The organism is Haloferula chungangensis (assembly GCF_042664875.1).
GTDB lineage: Bacteria > Verrucomicrobiota > Verrucomicrobiia > Verrucomicrobiales > Akkermansiaceae > Haloferula > Haloferula chungangensis.
In genome coordinates this window covers 85,574-99,517 of record NZ_JBHTBS010000003.1, presented here as the reverse complement: position 1 = coordinate 99,517, position 13,944 = coordinate 85,574, and the positions used below count along the sequence as shown (strand labels likewise).

At 59.0% G+C, this 13,944-nt stretch carries 8 protein-coding genes; 4 read left to right on the top strand and 4 right to left on the bottom strand.

The features are described 5' to 3' along the window. Positions 1-56: 56 nt before the first annotated feature. From ACFQY0_RS06945 to ACFQY0_RS06930, 4 genes are all read right to left on the bottom strand, one after another. Positions 57-1,331, bottom strand: a complete 1,275-nt coding sequence (locus ACFQY0_RS06945) for a hypothetical protein (RefSeq protein WP_379710718.1) — start codon at positions 1,329-1,331, stop codon at positions 57-59. Positions 1,332-1,746: 415 nt separating this feature from the next. After that, complete coding sequence (locus tag ACFQY0_RS06940; RefSeq protein WP_379710716.1) at positions 1,747-3,738, bottom strand: TonB-dependent receptor domain-containing protein; 1,992 nt, start codon at positions 3,736-3,738, stop codon at positions 1,747-1,749. 126 nt (positions 3,739-3,864) lie between these two features. Beyond that, on the bottom strand, positions 3,865-5,532 hold the full coding sequence (locus ACFQY0_RS06935) for a hypothetical protein (protein ID WP_379710714.1): 1,668 nt from the start codon (positions 5,530-5,532) through the stop codon (positions 3,865-3,867). 83 nt (positions 5,533-5,615) lie between these two features. Continuing rightward, positions 5,616-6,929 carry an NAD(P)/FAD-dependent oxidoreductase gene (locus ACFQY0_RS06930; protein ID WP_379710712.1) on the bottom strand — a complete coding sequence of 438 codons (1,314 nt, stop codon included), beginning with the start codon at positions 6,927-6,929 and terminating at the stop codon, positions 5,616-5,618. A gap of 160 nt (positions 6,930-7,089) precedes the next feature. Between ACFQY0_RS06930 and ACFQY0_RS06925 the strand changes: the two genes are divergently transcribed. The 4 genes from ACFQY0_RS06925 to ACFQY0_RS06910 are packed head-to-tail and all read left to right on the top strand — an operon-like array spanning position 7,090 to position 13,680. After that, complete coding sequence (locus ACFQY0_RS06925; RefSeq protein WP_379710710.1) at positions 7,090-7,854, top strand: TetR/AcrR family transcriptional regulator; 765 nt, start codon at positions 7,090-7,092, stop codon at positions 7,852-7,854. A gap of 8 nt (positions 7,855-7,862) precedes the next feature. Beyond that, positions 7,863-9,275, top strand: a complete 1,413-nt coding sequence (locus ACFQY0_RS06920) for an efflux transporter outer membrane subunit (RefSeq protein WP_379710708.1) — start codon at positions 7,863-7,865, stop codon at positions 9,273-9,275. Continuing rightward, positions 9,272-10,480, top strand: a complete 1,209-nt coding sequence (locus ACFQY0_RS06915) for an efflux RND transporter periplasmic adaptor subunit (RefSeq protein WP_379710706.1) — start codon at positions 9,272-9,274, stop codon at positions 10,478-10,480. The genes ACFQY0_RS06920 and ACFQY0_RS06915 overlap by 4 nt, the downstream gene beginning before the upstream one ends. A gap of 5 nt (positions 10,481-10,485) precedes the next feature. Beyond that, positions 10,486-13,680: an efflux RND transporter permease subunit gene (locus ACFQY0_RS06910; protein WP_379710704.1), complete on the top strand. Its 3,195-nt coding sequence runs from the start codon at positions 10,486-10,488 to the stop codon at positions 13,678-13,680. Positions 13,681-13,944: the final 264 nt, after the last annotated feature.

Sequence of the window (13,944 nt, the reverse complement as noted above, 5' to 3'; positions counted from 1 at the left end):
GTTAGATTGGTGAGGTGAGCATTCTGACGGCGGAAGTTTGGAAGGCTCGAAAGCGCCTAGCGATCCCTTTCTCCGATTTCCCGCATTCGGGACTCGAGGTGCTTGGCGACGCTATCAGGGAGTTGGGCGGAGCTGAGCCATTGGGAGGCACCTTCCAGGTCGTTTCTCATCCAGCCTTCGAGTGTGCGACGATACATCTGTTCCTGCTCTCTCTCGTTTTCAATCCGAGAGATGTAGTCGGCAGCGATGGCGGGTTCCTCACGGAACGAGCGCCAGACGAACTGGCGGTAGGTCCCGTCGTCGGCATCTGCGGCGTGGGCATCGAGGAAGCTTGCCGCCTCGCGGGGATTTTCCGAGGCCATATGACTGCTGAGACCCCGCAAGGCATTGGTGCGAAGTTCGCCGGAAGCCATGCTTTCGAAATGCGCGATCGCGGCGCTTGAGTCCTCGCGGGCCCAGATGCCCATGACCTCGTCGATGGCTCCCTTTGCGGCGTCGCCGCCACTGCTGGCGAGCCATTCGGCCGTGCCTCGTGGGTCGTCCTTGGCGAGTTGTTCGGAGACCCGCTGAATCGCTCCGTCGCGAAGACGTTCGTCTTCAATTGAGCTGGCCCAGTTCTTGGCGGCATCATCACCCTGTGACAAGACGTGGGGAATGATCGCGCCGAGAGCGTCGCCGCGTTCTCTGGAGTAAGGCATCGTCAGCATCAGTTCGCTGGCGCGTGTCGGATCGTACTGGGCGAGGCCCCGGATGACTCCGACCAGGTAGGGGTTCGCCCTGTCACCATCGTGGTTTTCGTTTGCCCAGGCGATCGCCGCTTCGGGATCGCTGGTGACCCAGGTGGCAAGAATGGTATTGCGGGCGAATGGGCTGCCGGTGTTTGCCTTGGCGTAGTCGAGAGCTTGGAGCGGATCGGTCTTGGCCCATGCGGTGAGCAGCATGGAATATTCGCTCATGTTTTCCCGGGTCAATCCTGAGTCGCGGAAGTCGGCGACAACGCTTTCGAACTGATCGGGATCGAGCGTGTTGACAAAATCAAGCCACGCCTGAGCCCGGGCGAGGGGGTCGACGGTTTCCATGATCCGCTTCATCTCAGCGACGGCGGCAGGGCTTTCGCCGAGGCCGGTGTCTTCATGCGAACGGAGTGACTTGACTGAGCGCGAGCTCGCGAGATCGGAACCAGAGGAAGCGCGCGAGGAGCGTTCCGGAATCGAAGCGCTCGCTTCCTTGATGTCCGAGCCATCTTTGGGAGCGCTGGCCCGGCCAGCAATGAAGGCCCCTCCGCAAGCGATGACACTCGCAGCAAGGGTGAGAGGGAAGCTGGGTTTCATGAGTCTTCAGGAATGCTTGGAGGGGCTATCGCCGCCGACCAATCTTTTCGTTCATGAAATCATGTCACCGGTTTATCGGTGGGCAAGGCTCGGAGAATGCCCCCACGGATGGCTCTTTCGCCACTATCGAGGACAGGGCGGGGCCTGCCTTGGTGAAGACGGCTTCGGCCAGCAGCTGGTCGTCCGGTACGGCTGCGGTTAACTTGCTGGAGGGATTTTCCCGGGAGGCGCCCCGGCAAGCTCTGGCCAAGGGCAGGGATCTCCCGACGGCGTCGAAAAGCGGGAGCGATCCGTCCTATGCCGCAAATCCAACGGTGTCTCCCACGACTCGCCGGGGCGTTTGGGGAGCGTCGATCCCATGTCATCGCGGCCCGCTGCCGAGACGGTTGCAGCGGGCCTGTCGGAGATGAGCTTGTTAGAATCGGTAAGTTGCGGAAAGCCGGACATCGCGGCCGGGCTCATAGTAGCCGAAACCATTGGCGAGCGAGCCCTGATCGACGTATGCCTTGTCGAAAAGGTTGTCGACCGAAACGGCCAGGGTGAGGTCTTCCGCAAAGGAGGGCGTCCAGTTGGCATAGAGACCGTGGACGACGTAGCTCCGCTTGATGACGGCGCTGTTCTTCAGGGTTTCCACATACCTTACGTCGTATCCGAGATTCACGCCCCAGTCCGGGATGGAGTAGTCGATGCTGCTGACCCAGGTGCGTCCCGTGGCGGCTGCGATTCCGAGCACGTTGTCGATGTCCGCACCATTGAGTGTCGGGTCGGATTCAGAGACTCCCGCGCGAAGGGTGAGTCCATTCCAGCGGTATCCTAGTCCGAGGTCATATCCAATGGTTTCGAGTTCGCCAATATTCGTCCGGGGGTTTCCAGTGATGGCGATGACGTTGTCGATCGTGGTTTGGAACACCGACGCCGTGCCGAAGAAGTCGCCATTGTCGAAATCAACTCCCACTTCGAAGCTTTCCGACTCTTCAGGGCTGAGGAATGGGGAGTTGCGGGTCGACGGCGGGAGGCCTGGAGCTGGTCCGGCTCCATTGAGGTAGACTTCACCGGGCAGGACTCCGCGGAACGCCTGGGAATATCCGGCTCGAAAATCGAGGCAGGCATTCGGGCTGTAGACAAGCGTCGCATTCGGGCTGATGGCGCTATCGCTGAAGTTCTGACCGAACTGGTCATTGTATTCATAGTCGTCGTAACGGGCTCCGAAGGTGAGCAGTAACTGCTCGGAGATTTGCCAGTCATCCTGAAGGTAGATGCCGAAGACCGATGAGTCTTCCTTGCCGGAGTAAAGGGCTGGATTCGCCAGGGTGGCCCAGCCATTGGCTTCATAGTCGTCGTCGCGGAAATCCATACCGTAGACGACGCTGTGGTCGCCGATGAGGGAGGTGTTGTTGAGGTCAAAGCCCAGGCTCGAGATGCTGGTGTTCTCATCAAGAAACGCTGGATTCACATAATCGAAGTCCGAGGTGTTGTCGGTGTAGTAGGCGGAAAATTCGATGTCGACCCAGTCGTTGGACACGTTGTCGAAGTCGTATTTGAAATTCACCGTGTCTCTACCGAGATCAACAATCGTTCCGGGCTCGCGCGCAGGGCCAAGGAGGCTGCCTGCAATGTTGGCGCGGCGTCCCCAGGGTCCGCCGTTCTCGAAATGTTCGTAGCTGAGGCTGAAGGTATGTCCGTTCTGGAAATCACCATTCAATTTGATGTAACCGTTGCGCTGGATCGATGAGGTTTCATCGAGGGTGAAGCCACGGCCGTCTTCGTAGTCATCGAGATTGGTGTAAGAGAAGGAACCGATGACGCTCAGGTATTCCGTCAGGTTTCCGTAGAGTGTCAGGTTCTCCTTATAGCCCGAGGTGTTGGTGAAGTAGGAACTGCGCACAAAGCCGCCGAAGTTCTGGCCCGGCTCAAGCATGTCGGAGGCGTCTATGGTGACGAAGTTCACGGTTCCTCCGAGGGCGCCGAAGCCGTCGGTGGCACGGCCGACACCCGGACGGATCTCGATGGCTTTCAAGAGGTCGGGCTCGACGCCGATCTTGCTCTGGTGGTGGAAGGTGGTTCCGACTTGCGGGGTGCCATCGACTTCCACGTTGAAAAGAGCGTCTTCCATCCCGCGGATATAGATCTTCTGACCGCCGCTGGCTCCGCCACCGACCGCAACGTCGGGACGATCCTTGAAAATATCTTCAAGATCCAGAGCCTGATTTTGTTCGAGCTCTTCCGAGGTAATGACGTCGGCCTCGAACTCCGCCTTTGGCTCGTCCTCGGCATTCACCACCGTGTGATCGAGTAGCTCAGCTTGCTCCGGCTCCTCTGCGGACACCGCGATGAGAGGAAGGCTGGCAATGAGGCAGGTGACCGGGAGAAAGACCGACTGGCTTCGCTTAAATTTATTGAGATTCATTCGCAAGAACGGCGTAATTAGCGGTGAACCTTTGATCAATGACTTTTTTGTGGATTTATTGTTTTGGAGCGGCGAGGGGCGCGGACAGCTCGAGCTCGTGGATTCCGTCCCCTTGATGGATGTGGGTTACCGCGAAGGGCTCGGGTCGCCTGAAAATCCCGGGACCGATCCCTGACTGAGTGGCCACCCGTCGTGGTGACGATCAAGCGATGATCCGGCCACTGATTCGATCACCCAGAGGTGTTTCTCTGCGAAGACATCGTAGCCGATGACGGTGGCGTCGGGAGCGATGAACTCGTTCGCCAGACGGTCGGGATCGGCATTGGCGGCGGCGAGTTTGGCGGCCTGCTCAGGAAGAGCGCCTTCTTTGGGGAGCACGCAGAAAATCCCAAGTTCGTCGGCGGCGTAGACCGCAATCTTCTGGCCTGCTCGCTCGTAGAATGACCAGCCGCTGATGGTGAGCGAGGGCGACCATTCGTCAGGAATGCTGACGGGTCCCGCTGCGACCGCAAACCTGCGGTGGACGCCGGTATTGTTCCAACTTCGAATCTCGTCTCCCGGTCCTTCGATGTGCAGGAGATCGCGCAGATCGCTCGCGCCATCATCAAGCATGAGGGTCGTCGGGCGAGCGACGCACTGCCGGGCGAAGTCATCGGCGACACCTCCCGCAGTGATGAGAAAGCCGGGGCCGCCCGAGTAAATTTCGGGGGAGCCGTCCGAGCCATGGCCGATCCGAACGAAGTACTCTTCCGGTTTGGACCTCACCCATTCGACGACCGCATCGGCGGGGCGATACGAGCAGTAATTCACCCACATGGCGTGGTGCTGACCATGCCGTATCTTCAAGCCATCCATTCCGGCCAAACTCATCCAGGCCTTCATCATTGAAGTATGATAATCGCCATCGAGATTGGTTTCGCGGGCTCGACTGAACTGACGCCTGAACGGGGGAAAGCGGCGAAGCGCCATGCTGCCGAGGGCGTAGTCCCAATTCATCCGATCGAGGATGTGGGTGGCTTTCTCCTTGATTGGCCCCTCGGCAAACGAGGCGATATTCAAGAGGCTGCGGAGCGTGTAGCCGACGTAGGGAATGGAGTTGTATTCGTGAATGCCTGCCCGTTCCATGCCCTCGAGATAGTCCAACAGGAATGCCTCGAGTCCGTTCCGGGAGTTATCATATTGTGGGTCCGGGTTGCCATGCCGGGCAATCCACTGGTTTGTCAGATAGCGCGACCCCTCCGTCATGAGAACATGATTCTCCGTGTCGCGGAGGGGAAGTCCGAGGATTCCCGGTGTGAATACCACGGGCTCGCCGCCCTTTTCGGTCATCAGCACGTTGACGACATGTCCCACGGTTTGCGGATGGAGGATCTCCGGACGATCTCCGAAATTGTAGAGCATCAGCGTCAGCTGGCAGAGCGTGAAGTCATAGTCACGGTTAGAACCGACCTTGGCCCAAGGTTCGGCCTGCTGGAGGATGCGGTTGACCTCGTCAATGTTCTGACCGGTGGCGAGTTGGGAGAACAGCCGATCGCCACCGTCCTTATCGAATTTCAAGTTATGGCGGTACTTCTTCGCCAGGCCATCCATGACGGAATCCATCAGCGGGGAACGTTGATTCCACTGAATGGTTCGTTTGGAAGGAACCCGGATGTTGCCGAAATTCAGGTCAGTGGACCCGTGGGTCGAGACACTGAGATTGGCCAGAATGATCCAGAGAACGGTGTAGGTGAGGAGAAGCGCGATCAGCGCCGCGATGGCGCAACGTTTCAGGGTTTTGGAGCGCGATTTCAACTTCGGTTAGCCGGGTTTCCTCTGGGGTTGGGGAAGAGTGAGGACGGATGAGGCTAACGACGAGTTGATTGTGAGCCATCGCGCTACGGGTGCTCGGCCGGGGGGTGGACGATGATGCGCGCTTCGGGCTCATTTTTTAGGTAAGCGAAGGCCCAGCCCAACAGCACGGCGAGCTTGTTCCGGAAGCCAATCAGGAAAAGGATGTGGACGAGCAGCCAGGCGAGCCAGGCAGGATAGCCGCGCAGCTTGAGCTTGCCGGATTTCACCACGGCGACGTTCTTGCCGATGATCGCCATCAGGCCCTTGTCGAAGTAGCGGAATTGCGGACGCAGGCCGTGCTTTTTTTCGGCAAAGCGTGTCTTCTCAAGCCGCAATTCTTCTTTGAGAACCTTGGCGACATGCTGGCCCATCTGAACCGCGGCGGGAGCGACACCGGGAACGGCGACTCCCTCGCGGTCGCTCATTCTCACCAGATCGCCGGCGACAAAGATGTCGGGGCGGCCGGGAAGTGAGAGGTCGAGTTCGGGTGTGATGCGCCCGGCGGGATCCGCCAGCGGGACGCCAAGCTGTCGGGTAAGCGGATGGGCTTCGACGCCGGCGGCCCAGATGATGGCCGCGGCTTCCAACGACGTTCCGTCGGCAAATCTCAAGCAATGCTCGTCGACCTGGCTGACGCGGTGGCCGGTGAGAACTTCGGCACCCAGTAACTCCAGTCGATGCCTGGCATATTCGCTCTGATCATCGTCAAAGGTCGAGAGGATGCGTTTTGAATCTTCGATGAGGACGATCCGGAGGTCGGAGGTTTTCAGGTGGCGGAATTCATCCTTCATCGACTGCCGGAGCAGGGCTGCAAATGAACCGGCGAGCTCGACGCCCGTGGGACCTCCGCCGACGATCGCGACGGTCATGAGTTTCCTCTGCTCGGCGGGGTCTTCGCTGCGCTCGGCTCGTTCGAGATTGGTGAGGATCGTGCGGCGGACGGTCTGGGCATCGGCGAGTGACTTGAGCCCGAGCGTGTGCTGTTCCCATTCCGCGTTGCCGAAAAATGAGGTTCGTGCTCCGGCGGCAAGCAGCAGGTAGTCCCAGTGGTATTCGGTGCCCGACGCGCCGAGGGCGGTCTTGGACGGGGGATCGAGCTTCTCGATTTCGTCCATCAGCACCGTGACGTTTTTCGCCTTGGTGAGGATTTGCCGAATCGAGCGGGCAATATCCGGAGCGGCGAGAGATGCCGCGGCCACCTGATAGAGTAGGGGTTGGAAAAGATGATGATTGGTGCGGTCGACCAGCGTGACCTCGAAACGGGCGTCGCCGGCGAGCTTCCGGGCGCACTCAAGACCCGCAAAACCACCCCCGATGATCAAAACCTTGCGCGCTGTTGAATTCCCATGAGTCATCATGCGGTGAACATTGTCATGGCTTTGTTAAACGGCAAGGGGTAGCTTGTGAAAAAATTCACAAGCTCGTAAGACGCTATTGATCAGTGTCTTGTTGGCTCGCGAAACGGCTTATTCAATCGAGTGTTTGACAGCATGATTTTTTGAGACAGTTTGCCGCCAGATGACGAAGACGAAGTCCAAGGCCGCGAGTGGGGTTGCGACTCGCCAGCGATTGCTGGAGGCTGCCGAGTTGTTGTTTTCCGAGCAGGGATTCGATGCGGTGTCGGTGAGGGACATTACCGAGAAGGCGGGCGCGAACGTTGCTGCGGTGAACTATCACTTCAACAGCCGCGAGCACTTGGTCGAGTTGGTGATGGAGCGCTATATCAATCCGATCAATGACGAGCGCTTGGCGCGTCTTGAGGCGTTGGAGAAGAGATCGGGCAGCAAGTCGCTCGCGCTGGAGGAAGTGCTGGATGCCTTTGTGAGACCGTTCGTCACGCAAGTGCGGCGCAGCGAGCTTTCGGAGAACATGTTCTATAAATTGATGGGCCGTTGTCTCGGCGACCGGGGTGGGATGATGCCGAAATCGGTGGAGCAGGGGTTTCAGCTGATGCTGATCCGTTTCAAAAAGGCTTTTAAGAAGGCCTTGCCTGGAGTGGGTGAGGAGGAATTGCTGTGGCGGGTCCATTTCATGGTCGGATCGATGATTCATTCGATGGCTCACGGCGATACCTTGAATCGTTTCACCCAGGGGGCGTCAGGAAATCCCAGCATGGAAACGACTTTGTCGCGCTTCATTCGTTTTGGGGCGGCCGGCATGAGGCAGGAGATCGCACCGGCTGAGTCGCCGATGAAGAAGGGGTCGTCGCCAGCAGATGGGGAAAGTCAATCGGCAGAAGCGGAAGCCCGCTCCAAGGGTCCGCAGGAAGAGTTTCTATTTTGAGCATTCCTATGCGGACGAAACAGGGAATTCTAATGGGGGCATTGGGGCTGGTTTTTGCGGCTTGTGCCGTGATGCCGCCTGACAGCCGGATGGGAGAAGCCGCCGATGCGCCAGGGGCTTGGACGGCGACGCGCCAGGCGAAGGCGGGCATTGATGACCAGTGGGTCGACCGCTTTGGCAACCGTAGCTTGAGCCAACTTGTTTCGGAGGCCTACGCCTCGAACCGCGACCTGCAAGCGGCGGCGGCGCGGGTCGAGCGGGCCTCGTCCGTTGCCCGCGGAGCCGGCGCGGCGGCCCGACCGCAATTGAATGCGGCGGTGAACGGTTCACGCAGCAAACAGAACTTCATCGGCTTTCCGGGCGTGTCAGGTTCCTCGATTTCCAATGCCTACGGAGCGAGTCTGAATCTGCAGTGGGAGATCGATCTGTGGGGCAAGATCCGGGCGGGTGAGTCAGCGGCTCTGGCGGACCTCCAGGCGCAGGGAAATGTCTATCGGGGAGCCCGAGCGTCGCTCGCCGCTCAGGTAGTTCGTGCCTGGCTGCTGCTGGCCGAGACCAACGAACAGATTGCGCTGGCTGAGGAATCGCTCAAAATCCGTGAAGATACCGCGGAGTTGATTCGCGGGCGCTTCGAGCTTGCGGCGGGAGATGCCGGAGCGACGGCATCCCAGCTTCGCCTGGCTGAGACGGATGTCGCGACCGCAAGGGCGAATCTTGCGCAGAGACAGGGCGAGAGGGATCAGGTCCAGAGGCAGTTGGAAATCCTGCTGGGTCGCTACCCGTCGGCAGAGCTTGCGGGATCGGCGTCGCTTCCGGGTGTTCCAAGCTTCCCTCCATCGGGGCTTCCCTCGGAGTTGTTGCTCCGCCGTCCCGACATTCTTGCCGCCGAACGTCAGTTCGCCGCTGCGGGCAAGCGTGAGGAAGAAGCCCGCAAGGCGTTCTATCCAAGCTTTTCGCTGACCGGGAGTGGCGGGACGAGCACCAATCAGTTGAACAACATCCTGGATAGCAGTTTTGGGGTTTGGTCGATCGCCGGGCAAGCGGCTCAGCCGATCCTGAGCGGCGGCGCACTCAGATCCAATCTGGATGTTAGAAGCGCGGAGGAGCAGGAGGCTTTGGCGAATCTCCAACAGACCGTGCTGAGTGGATTCGGCGAGGTGGAGACAGCGCTGGCGGCCGACAAGTATCTGGCGAGCCGTGAAGCGTCGATCGGAGTCGCCCATAAGCTGGCGGAAGACGGTGCGATATCCTCGCGGGAAGAATTTGCCCTCGGGACCGGTGATGTGCTGACACTGCTGGCCTCGCAAACCCGCCAAATCGATCTTGCAACCCAGCGGCTGACCTTGCGCCGCCTCCGACTGGACAACCGGGTGAACCTGCATCTGGCTCTTGGTGGTGACTATAAAGTGACGAGCAAATGAACGAAGCAGAAGTTGAGATCAATCATGAGTCCGAGCGTCGCGGCGAGATCCGCGCGGTGATGTCGTTTGTCCTGGTTCTGGCGATACTTTTCGGGTCGATCGGCGTTGCCGTGATGTTTGTCGTGAACAAAGTCGAGTCGACTCCTGGAGAGGTGAAGGTGACGCTTCCCACCGTGGTCACCATGCCGTTGGAGGTAGGGAGCTATTCGCCAAAGATCACCAGCGAGGGTGTTGTTAGAAGCCGACGGGAGGTCAGGGTGGCGGCGGAAGTCTCGGGGAAGGTCGTCAAGATTTCCGACCAGCTGATTGATGGAGGTGCGGTCGAGGAGGGTGAGGTGCTGGCCTGGATCGACAAGGCCGACTACACGGCGGCATTGGCGCGGGCCGAGTCTTCGGAAGCGGACGCCGTGCTGAACCGCGATCTGGAAATTGCCCGGCAGAAGCAGGCCGAGAGGGACTGGCTGAAACTGAGGAAGGGGAATGAGGAGATCCCCGATCTGGTGAAAAGGGTTCCCCATTTGAAGAGTGCCGAAGCCCGTCTGGCTTCAGCCACGGAAGAGGTGGAGCGGGCGGTCAGGGATCTTGAGCGCACGGAAGTGAAAGCTCCATTCAGCGGCAGAATCCGGGAGGCCGGCGTCGAGAAGGGGGCGGTGTTGGTTCCCGGCTCGATGGTGGCGGAGCTCTATTCCGACGAGGATCTCGAAGTCAGACTGCCATTCTCACTGCGGGATTTCGGACTCGTCCCCGAAGAGGGAAAGAAGCAGGAAATCACCCTGACCGCCCAGGTCGGGGCAAGGGTTGAAAGATGGCCGGCCGTGGTGGACCGGATTGAAGGCGAGGTGGAGCGCTCGACTCTATCAGGTTATGCCATCGCCAGAGTGCTGCCATCCGAGGACGGAAATTATCCGAAAGTCGGCTTGTTCGTAAGGACGGAGGTTTCCGGGACCCGATTGGATGGAGTGGCGGAGATTCCGCGTCGGGCGTTGAGGGGCTCGTCGGAAGTGTGGGTGGTGGTCGAGGGCGAGGACTCGATTATTGAAAAACGGACGGTGGAGATCGTGCGCACCTCGCGTGAAGAGGTGGTCGTCCGAGGTGATTTCGAAGCGGGGGATCGACTGGTGCTGACCCGCCTCAATGCTCCGGTGGTGGGGATGAAGGTGCTGGAGGTGAAGGAACTCGACGAAGGTGAGGAGTCCAAGAACTAGCGGGTATGGAGAATTTGATCAAATGGTTCACCAAGAACCACGTGGCGGGAAACTTCCTGATGCTGGCGGTCTTGCTGACGGGCTTTGCGACCTGGTTTCAGCTCAAGAAGGAGATCTTTCCCGAGACGACGATTGATACGGTGCTGGTCAGGATCCCGTATCCCAATGCCACTCCGGAAGAAGTCGAACGCGGGGTGTGTGTGCCGGTCGAGGAGGCCATTGCCGACCTGACGGGAATTGAGACGATCCGCAGTACTGCGAGCCAGAACATGGGGACGGTCTCGGCTGATCTCATCGCCGGATACAATCTCCGCGATGTGATGGATAGCGTGAAGAGCCGCGTCGATGCCATCGACAACTTTCCCGAACAGGCAGAGAAGCCCTTGCTTGAAGAGGTCGTCATCAAGAATCCGGTGATGAATTTGGCGATCACCACGGATCGGCCGGTCGACGAGAAAACTCTGACTCGTCTGGCGGAGCAGATCCGCGATGACCTGATGACTTTCGAGTCGAAGGGCGCGACGACCTTTGGAGACTTTTTCGCCAACTTCTTCCGCGGGAAGCAGACGATTTCACAGGTGTCGATCGCTGGCACCCGCGAGTATGAAATCTCGATCGAGGTATCAGAGCAGCGGCTCCGAGAGCTGGGGCTGACCCACAAGCAGGTCGCCGATGCCGTGAAGCGAACCTCGGTGGACTTGCCGGGCGGTTCGATCCGTGCCGAGGGCGGCGAGTTGATTCTGCGGGCGCTCGGAAAACGCTTCAATGCGAACGAATTCCGGACGATCCCCGTGGCAAGCATGGCCGACGGTTCCGAGATCCTGCTCGAGGACGTCGCTGAAGTGGTGGATGCCTTTGAAGATGTCGATCTGGCCTCTCGCTTCGACGGCAAGGACGCGGTGCTGGTAAATGTCTATCGGGTGGGCAATGAGGACACCTTGACCTTGGCGGGACTTGTTAGAGAGTATGTCGAACAGGCGAAGGACCGGCTTCCGGAAGGAGTTTCCGTAGCGATCTGGAATGATCAAAGTTCCTATCTCCAAGGGCGTCTCGATCTGCTGACCCGCAATGCGGTGGTTGGACTTCTTCTGGTCCTCGGCGTGCTGGCCCTGTTTCTGCGTCCTTCCCTGGCTTTTCTTGTCGCACTTGGGATTCCGGTTTCCTTTGCCGGAGGGATTTTGCTGATGCCGGAGATGGGCATTTCAATCAACATGATCTCGCTCTTCTCCTTCATTCTGGTGCTGGGGATCGTGGTGGATGATGCGATTGTGACCGGCGAGAATGTCTACTCGCGAATCCAAAAAGGAGAACATCCGAGAGAAGCGGCGTGGAAGGGAACCCATGAGGTGGGAACGGTGGTGGTGTTCGGCGTGCTGACCACGATGATGGCCTTCACTCCGATGTTGGGTCTCAGTGGTGTGAGCGGAAAGATTTGGCCGAACATCCCTTTGATCGTCATTCCGACTTTGGCCTTCTCGTTGCTGCAGTCGAAGTTCGTGCTTCCGGCACACCTGTCATTGCTCTCACCGCACAGGAAGGAGAAGCCGTCGAATCCCTTGTTCCGTCTGCAGCGGAGGATTGCCGACGGTCTTGAGTGGTTTGTGATCCATGCTTACACGCCGCTGCTGGAGCGGGCGCTGCGAGCTCGCTATGTGACCTGGGCGATATTCATCGGGATCTTCATCATGGCGCTGGGATTCGTCGCGGGTGGACACATCAAGTTCAAGTTCTTCCCCGAGGTGGAAGGCGATGTGTTGGCTGCGAAGTTTGAGCTCCCCCAGGGCGTGCCGTTTTCCGCGACGCAGGAGGTGGCTGGACGATTGGAAGCTGCGGCGATCAAGGTCGGCAACCAGCTGAAGAACAAGGATGGCGAACCGGTGCTCCGACATATCCTCGCGAGCTCAGGTTCGCAGCCTCTTCAGACCGGTATGGGACCGGGTGGCCCGCCGAAGGGGACGCACCTCGGGGAAGTGACCCTCGAGCTGACCCCCGCAGCAGGCCGGGAAGTGACGACCAAGCAGGTGATCGAACAGTGGCGCAGCGAAGTCGGCGAGATTCCCGGACTGGTGGATCTCAATTTCAGATCCGAGGCCGCCGGTGGCGGAAACGCCTTCGATTTCATCCTGGTGGGACCTGATCTGGACCAGCTCATGAGGGCGACCAACTGGGTCAAGGAGAAGCTTGCCGCGTATCCCGGAGCCATCGACATCGCGGACTCGACGCGGAAGGGAAAGGACGAGTTGCGGCTGATCCGCCTGACCCAGTCGGGAAAGGCAGCTGGTCTTCGGCTGGAGGATGTGGCGATGCAGGTGCGCGATGCCTTTTACGGCAACGAAGCACAGCGATTGCAGCGTGGGCGTGACGAGGTGAAGGTCATGATCCGCTTTCCCCAGCACGACCGCAGAACATTGGAGTCACTGGAATCGATGAAGATCCGCACCCAGGACGGGTCTGAAATTCCGTTTCGCCAGGTGGTGGAATATGGCTTTGGAAGCGGCCCTGCCGTCATCAACCGCACCGACCGCCAGCGCTCGGTCAAGATCACCGGCGATGTCGATGAGTTCACGAATGCCAATGACATCATGCGCGACTTCAGTCCCAACGTGCTGGGCAAGGTCTCCGATGAGTTCCCTGGGGTGCGCTACATTCAGGAAGGCGAACAGAAGGACCAGGCTAACAGCATGCGTGAAATGGGCATCGGTTTCGTGGGCGCGCTCATCGGCATGTATGTGCTGATCGCCATTCCGCTGCGCTCGTACTGGCAGCCGCTGATCATCATGGTGGTGATTCCTTTCAGCCTGATCGGTGCCGTCGGGGGACACGTGCTGATGGGCATGAATCTCTCCATCATGTCGATGTGCGGCCTCGTGGCGCTGGCCGGAGTGGTGGTGAACGACTCGCTGGTGCTGGTGGACTTCGTGAACCGTCACCGTGAAGGCAACAGTATCTGGATGGCCGCGCGGGATGCCGGCGCCAGGAGATTCCGCGCGATCATCCTGACCTCGTTGACGACCTTTGCCGGGCTGATGCCGATGCTTCTTGAAACGGATATCCAGGCGCGTTTCCTGATTCCCATGGCCGTTTCGTTGGGCTTCGGAATTCTCTTTGCCACCGTGATCACCTTGTTCCTCGTGCCCTGCATCTATCTGATTCTCGAAGACGTCAGGAAGCTGATTACCGGGCGGAAGAAGGTGGTTTAGCCAAGGCGATCAAGCTAGGGAAGGGATTGGACCAGGATGGATAGGATAAATAGGATGAAGGCAGCGAAATCCAACTATCTCGGTGATGATCGTCATGGTTGAACCTCAATTCTAGCCTGAACTGAGGACCATGATTTCAAAATCCTATCCACCTGTCCCGCCATAGCCTTGGCGACGGGGGATCCTATCCATCTTGGTCCGAAAGAATTCAGCTGGAGTCGATTCTCTCCCTAACTTGATCGCCCTGGTGGTTTAGCCGAGAAC

Excerpts from the sequence above, each read along its gene's own strand:
- ACFQY0_RS06920 (WP_379710708.1), top strand. The coding sequence starts at position 7,863 with ATGCGGACGAAACAGGGAATTCTAATGGGGGCATTGGGGCTGGTTTTT.
- ACFQY0_RS06910 (WP_379710704.1), top strand. The coding sequence starts at position 10,486 with ATGGAGAATTTGATCAAATGGTTCACCAAGAACCACGTGGCGGGAAAC.
- ACFQY0_RS06945 (WP_379710718.1), bottom strand. The coding sequence starts at position 1,331 with ATGAAACCCAGCTTCCCTCTCACCCTTGCTGCGAGTGTCATCGCTTGC.
- ACFQY0_RS06940 (WP_379710716.1), bottom strand. The coding sequence starts at position 3,738 with ATGAATCTCAATAAATTTAAGCGAAGCCAGTCGGTCTTTCTCCCGGTC.
- ACFQY0_RS06930 (WP_379710712.1), bottom strand. The coding sequence starts at position 6,929 with ATGATGACTCATGGGAATTCAACAGCGCGCAAGGTTTTGATCATCGGG.
- ACFQY0_RS06925 (WP_379710710.1), top strand. The coding sequence starts at position 7,090 with ATGACGAAGACGAAGTCCAAGGCCGCGAGTGGGGTTGCGACTCGCCAG.
- ACFQY0_RS06915 (WP_379710706.1), top strand. The coding sequence starts at position 9,272 with ATGAACGAAGCAGAAGTTGAGATCAATCATGAGTCCGAGCGTCGCGGC.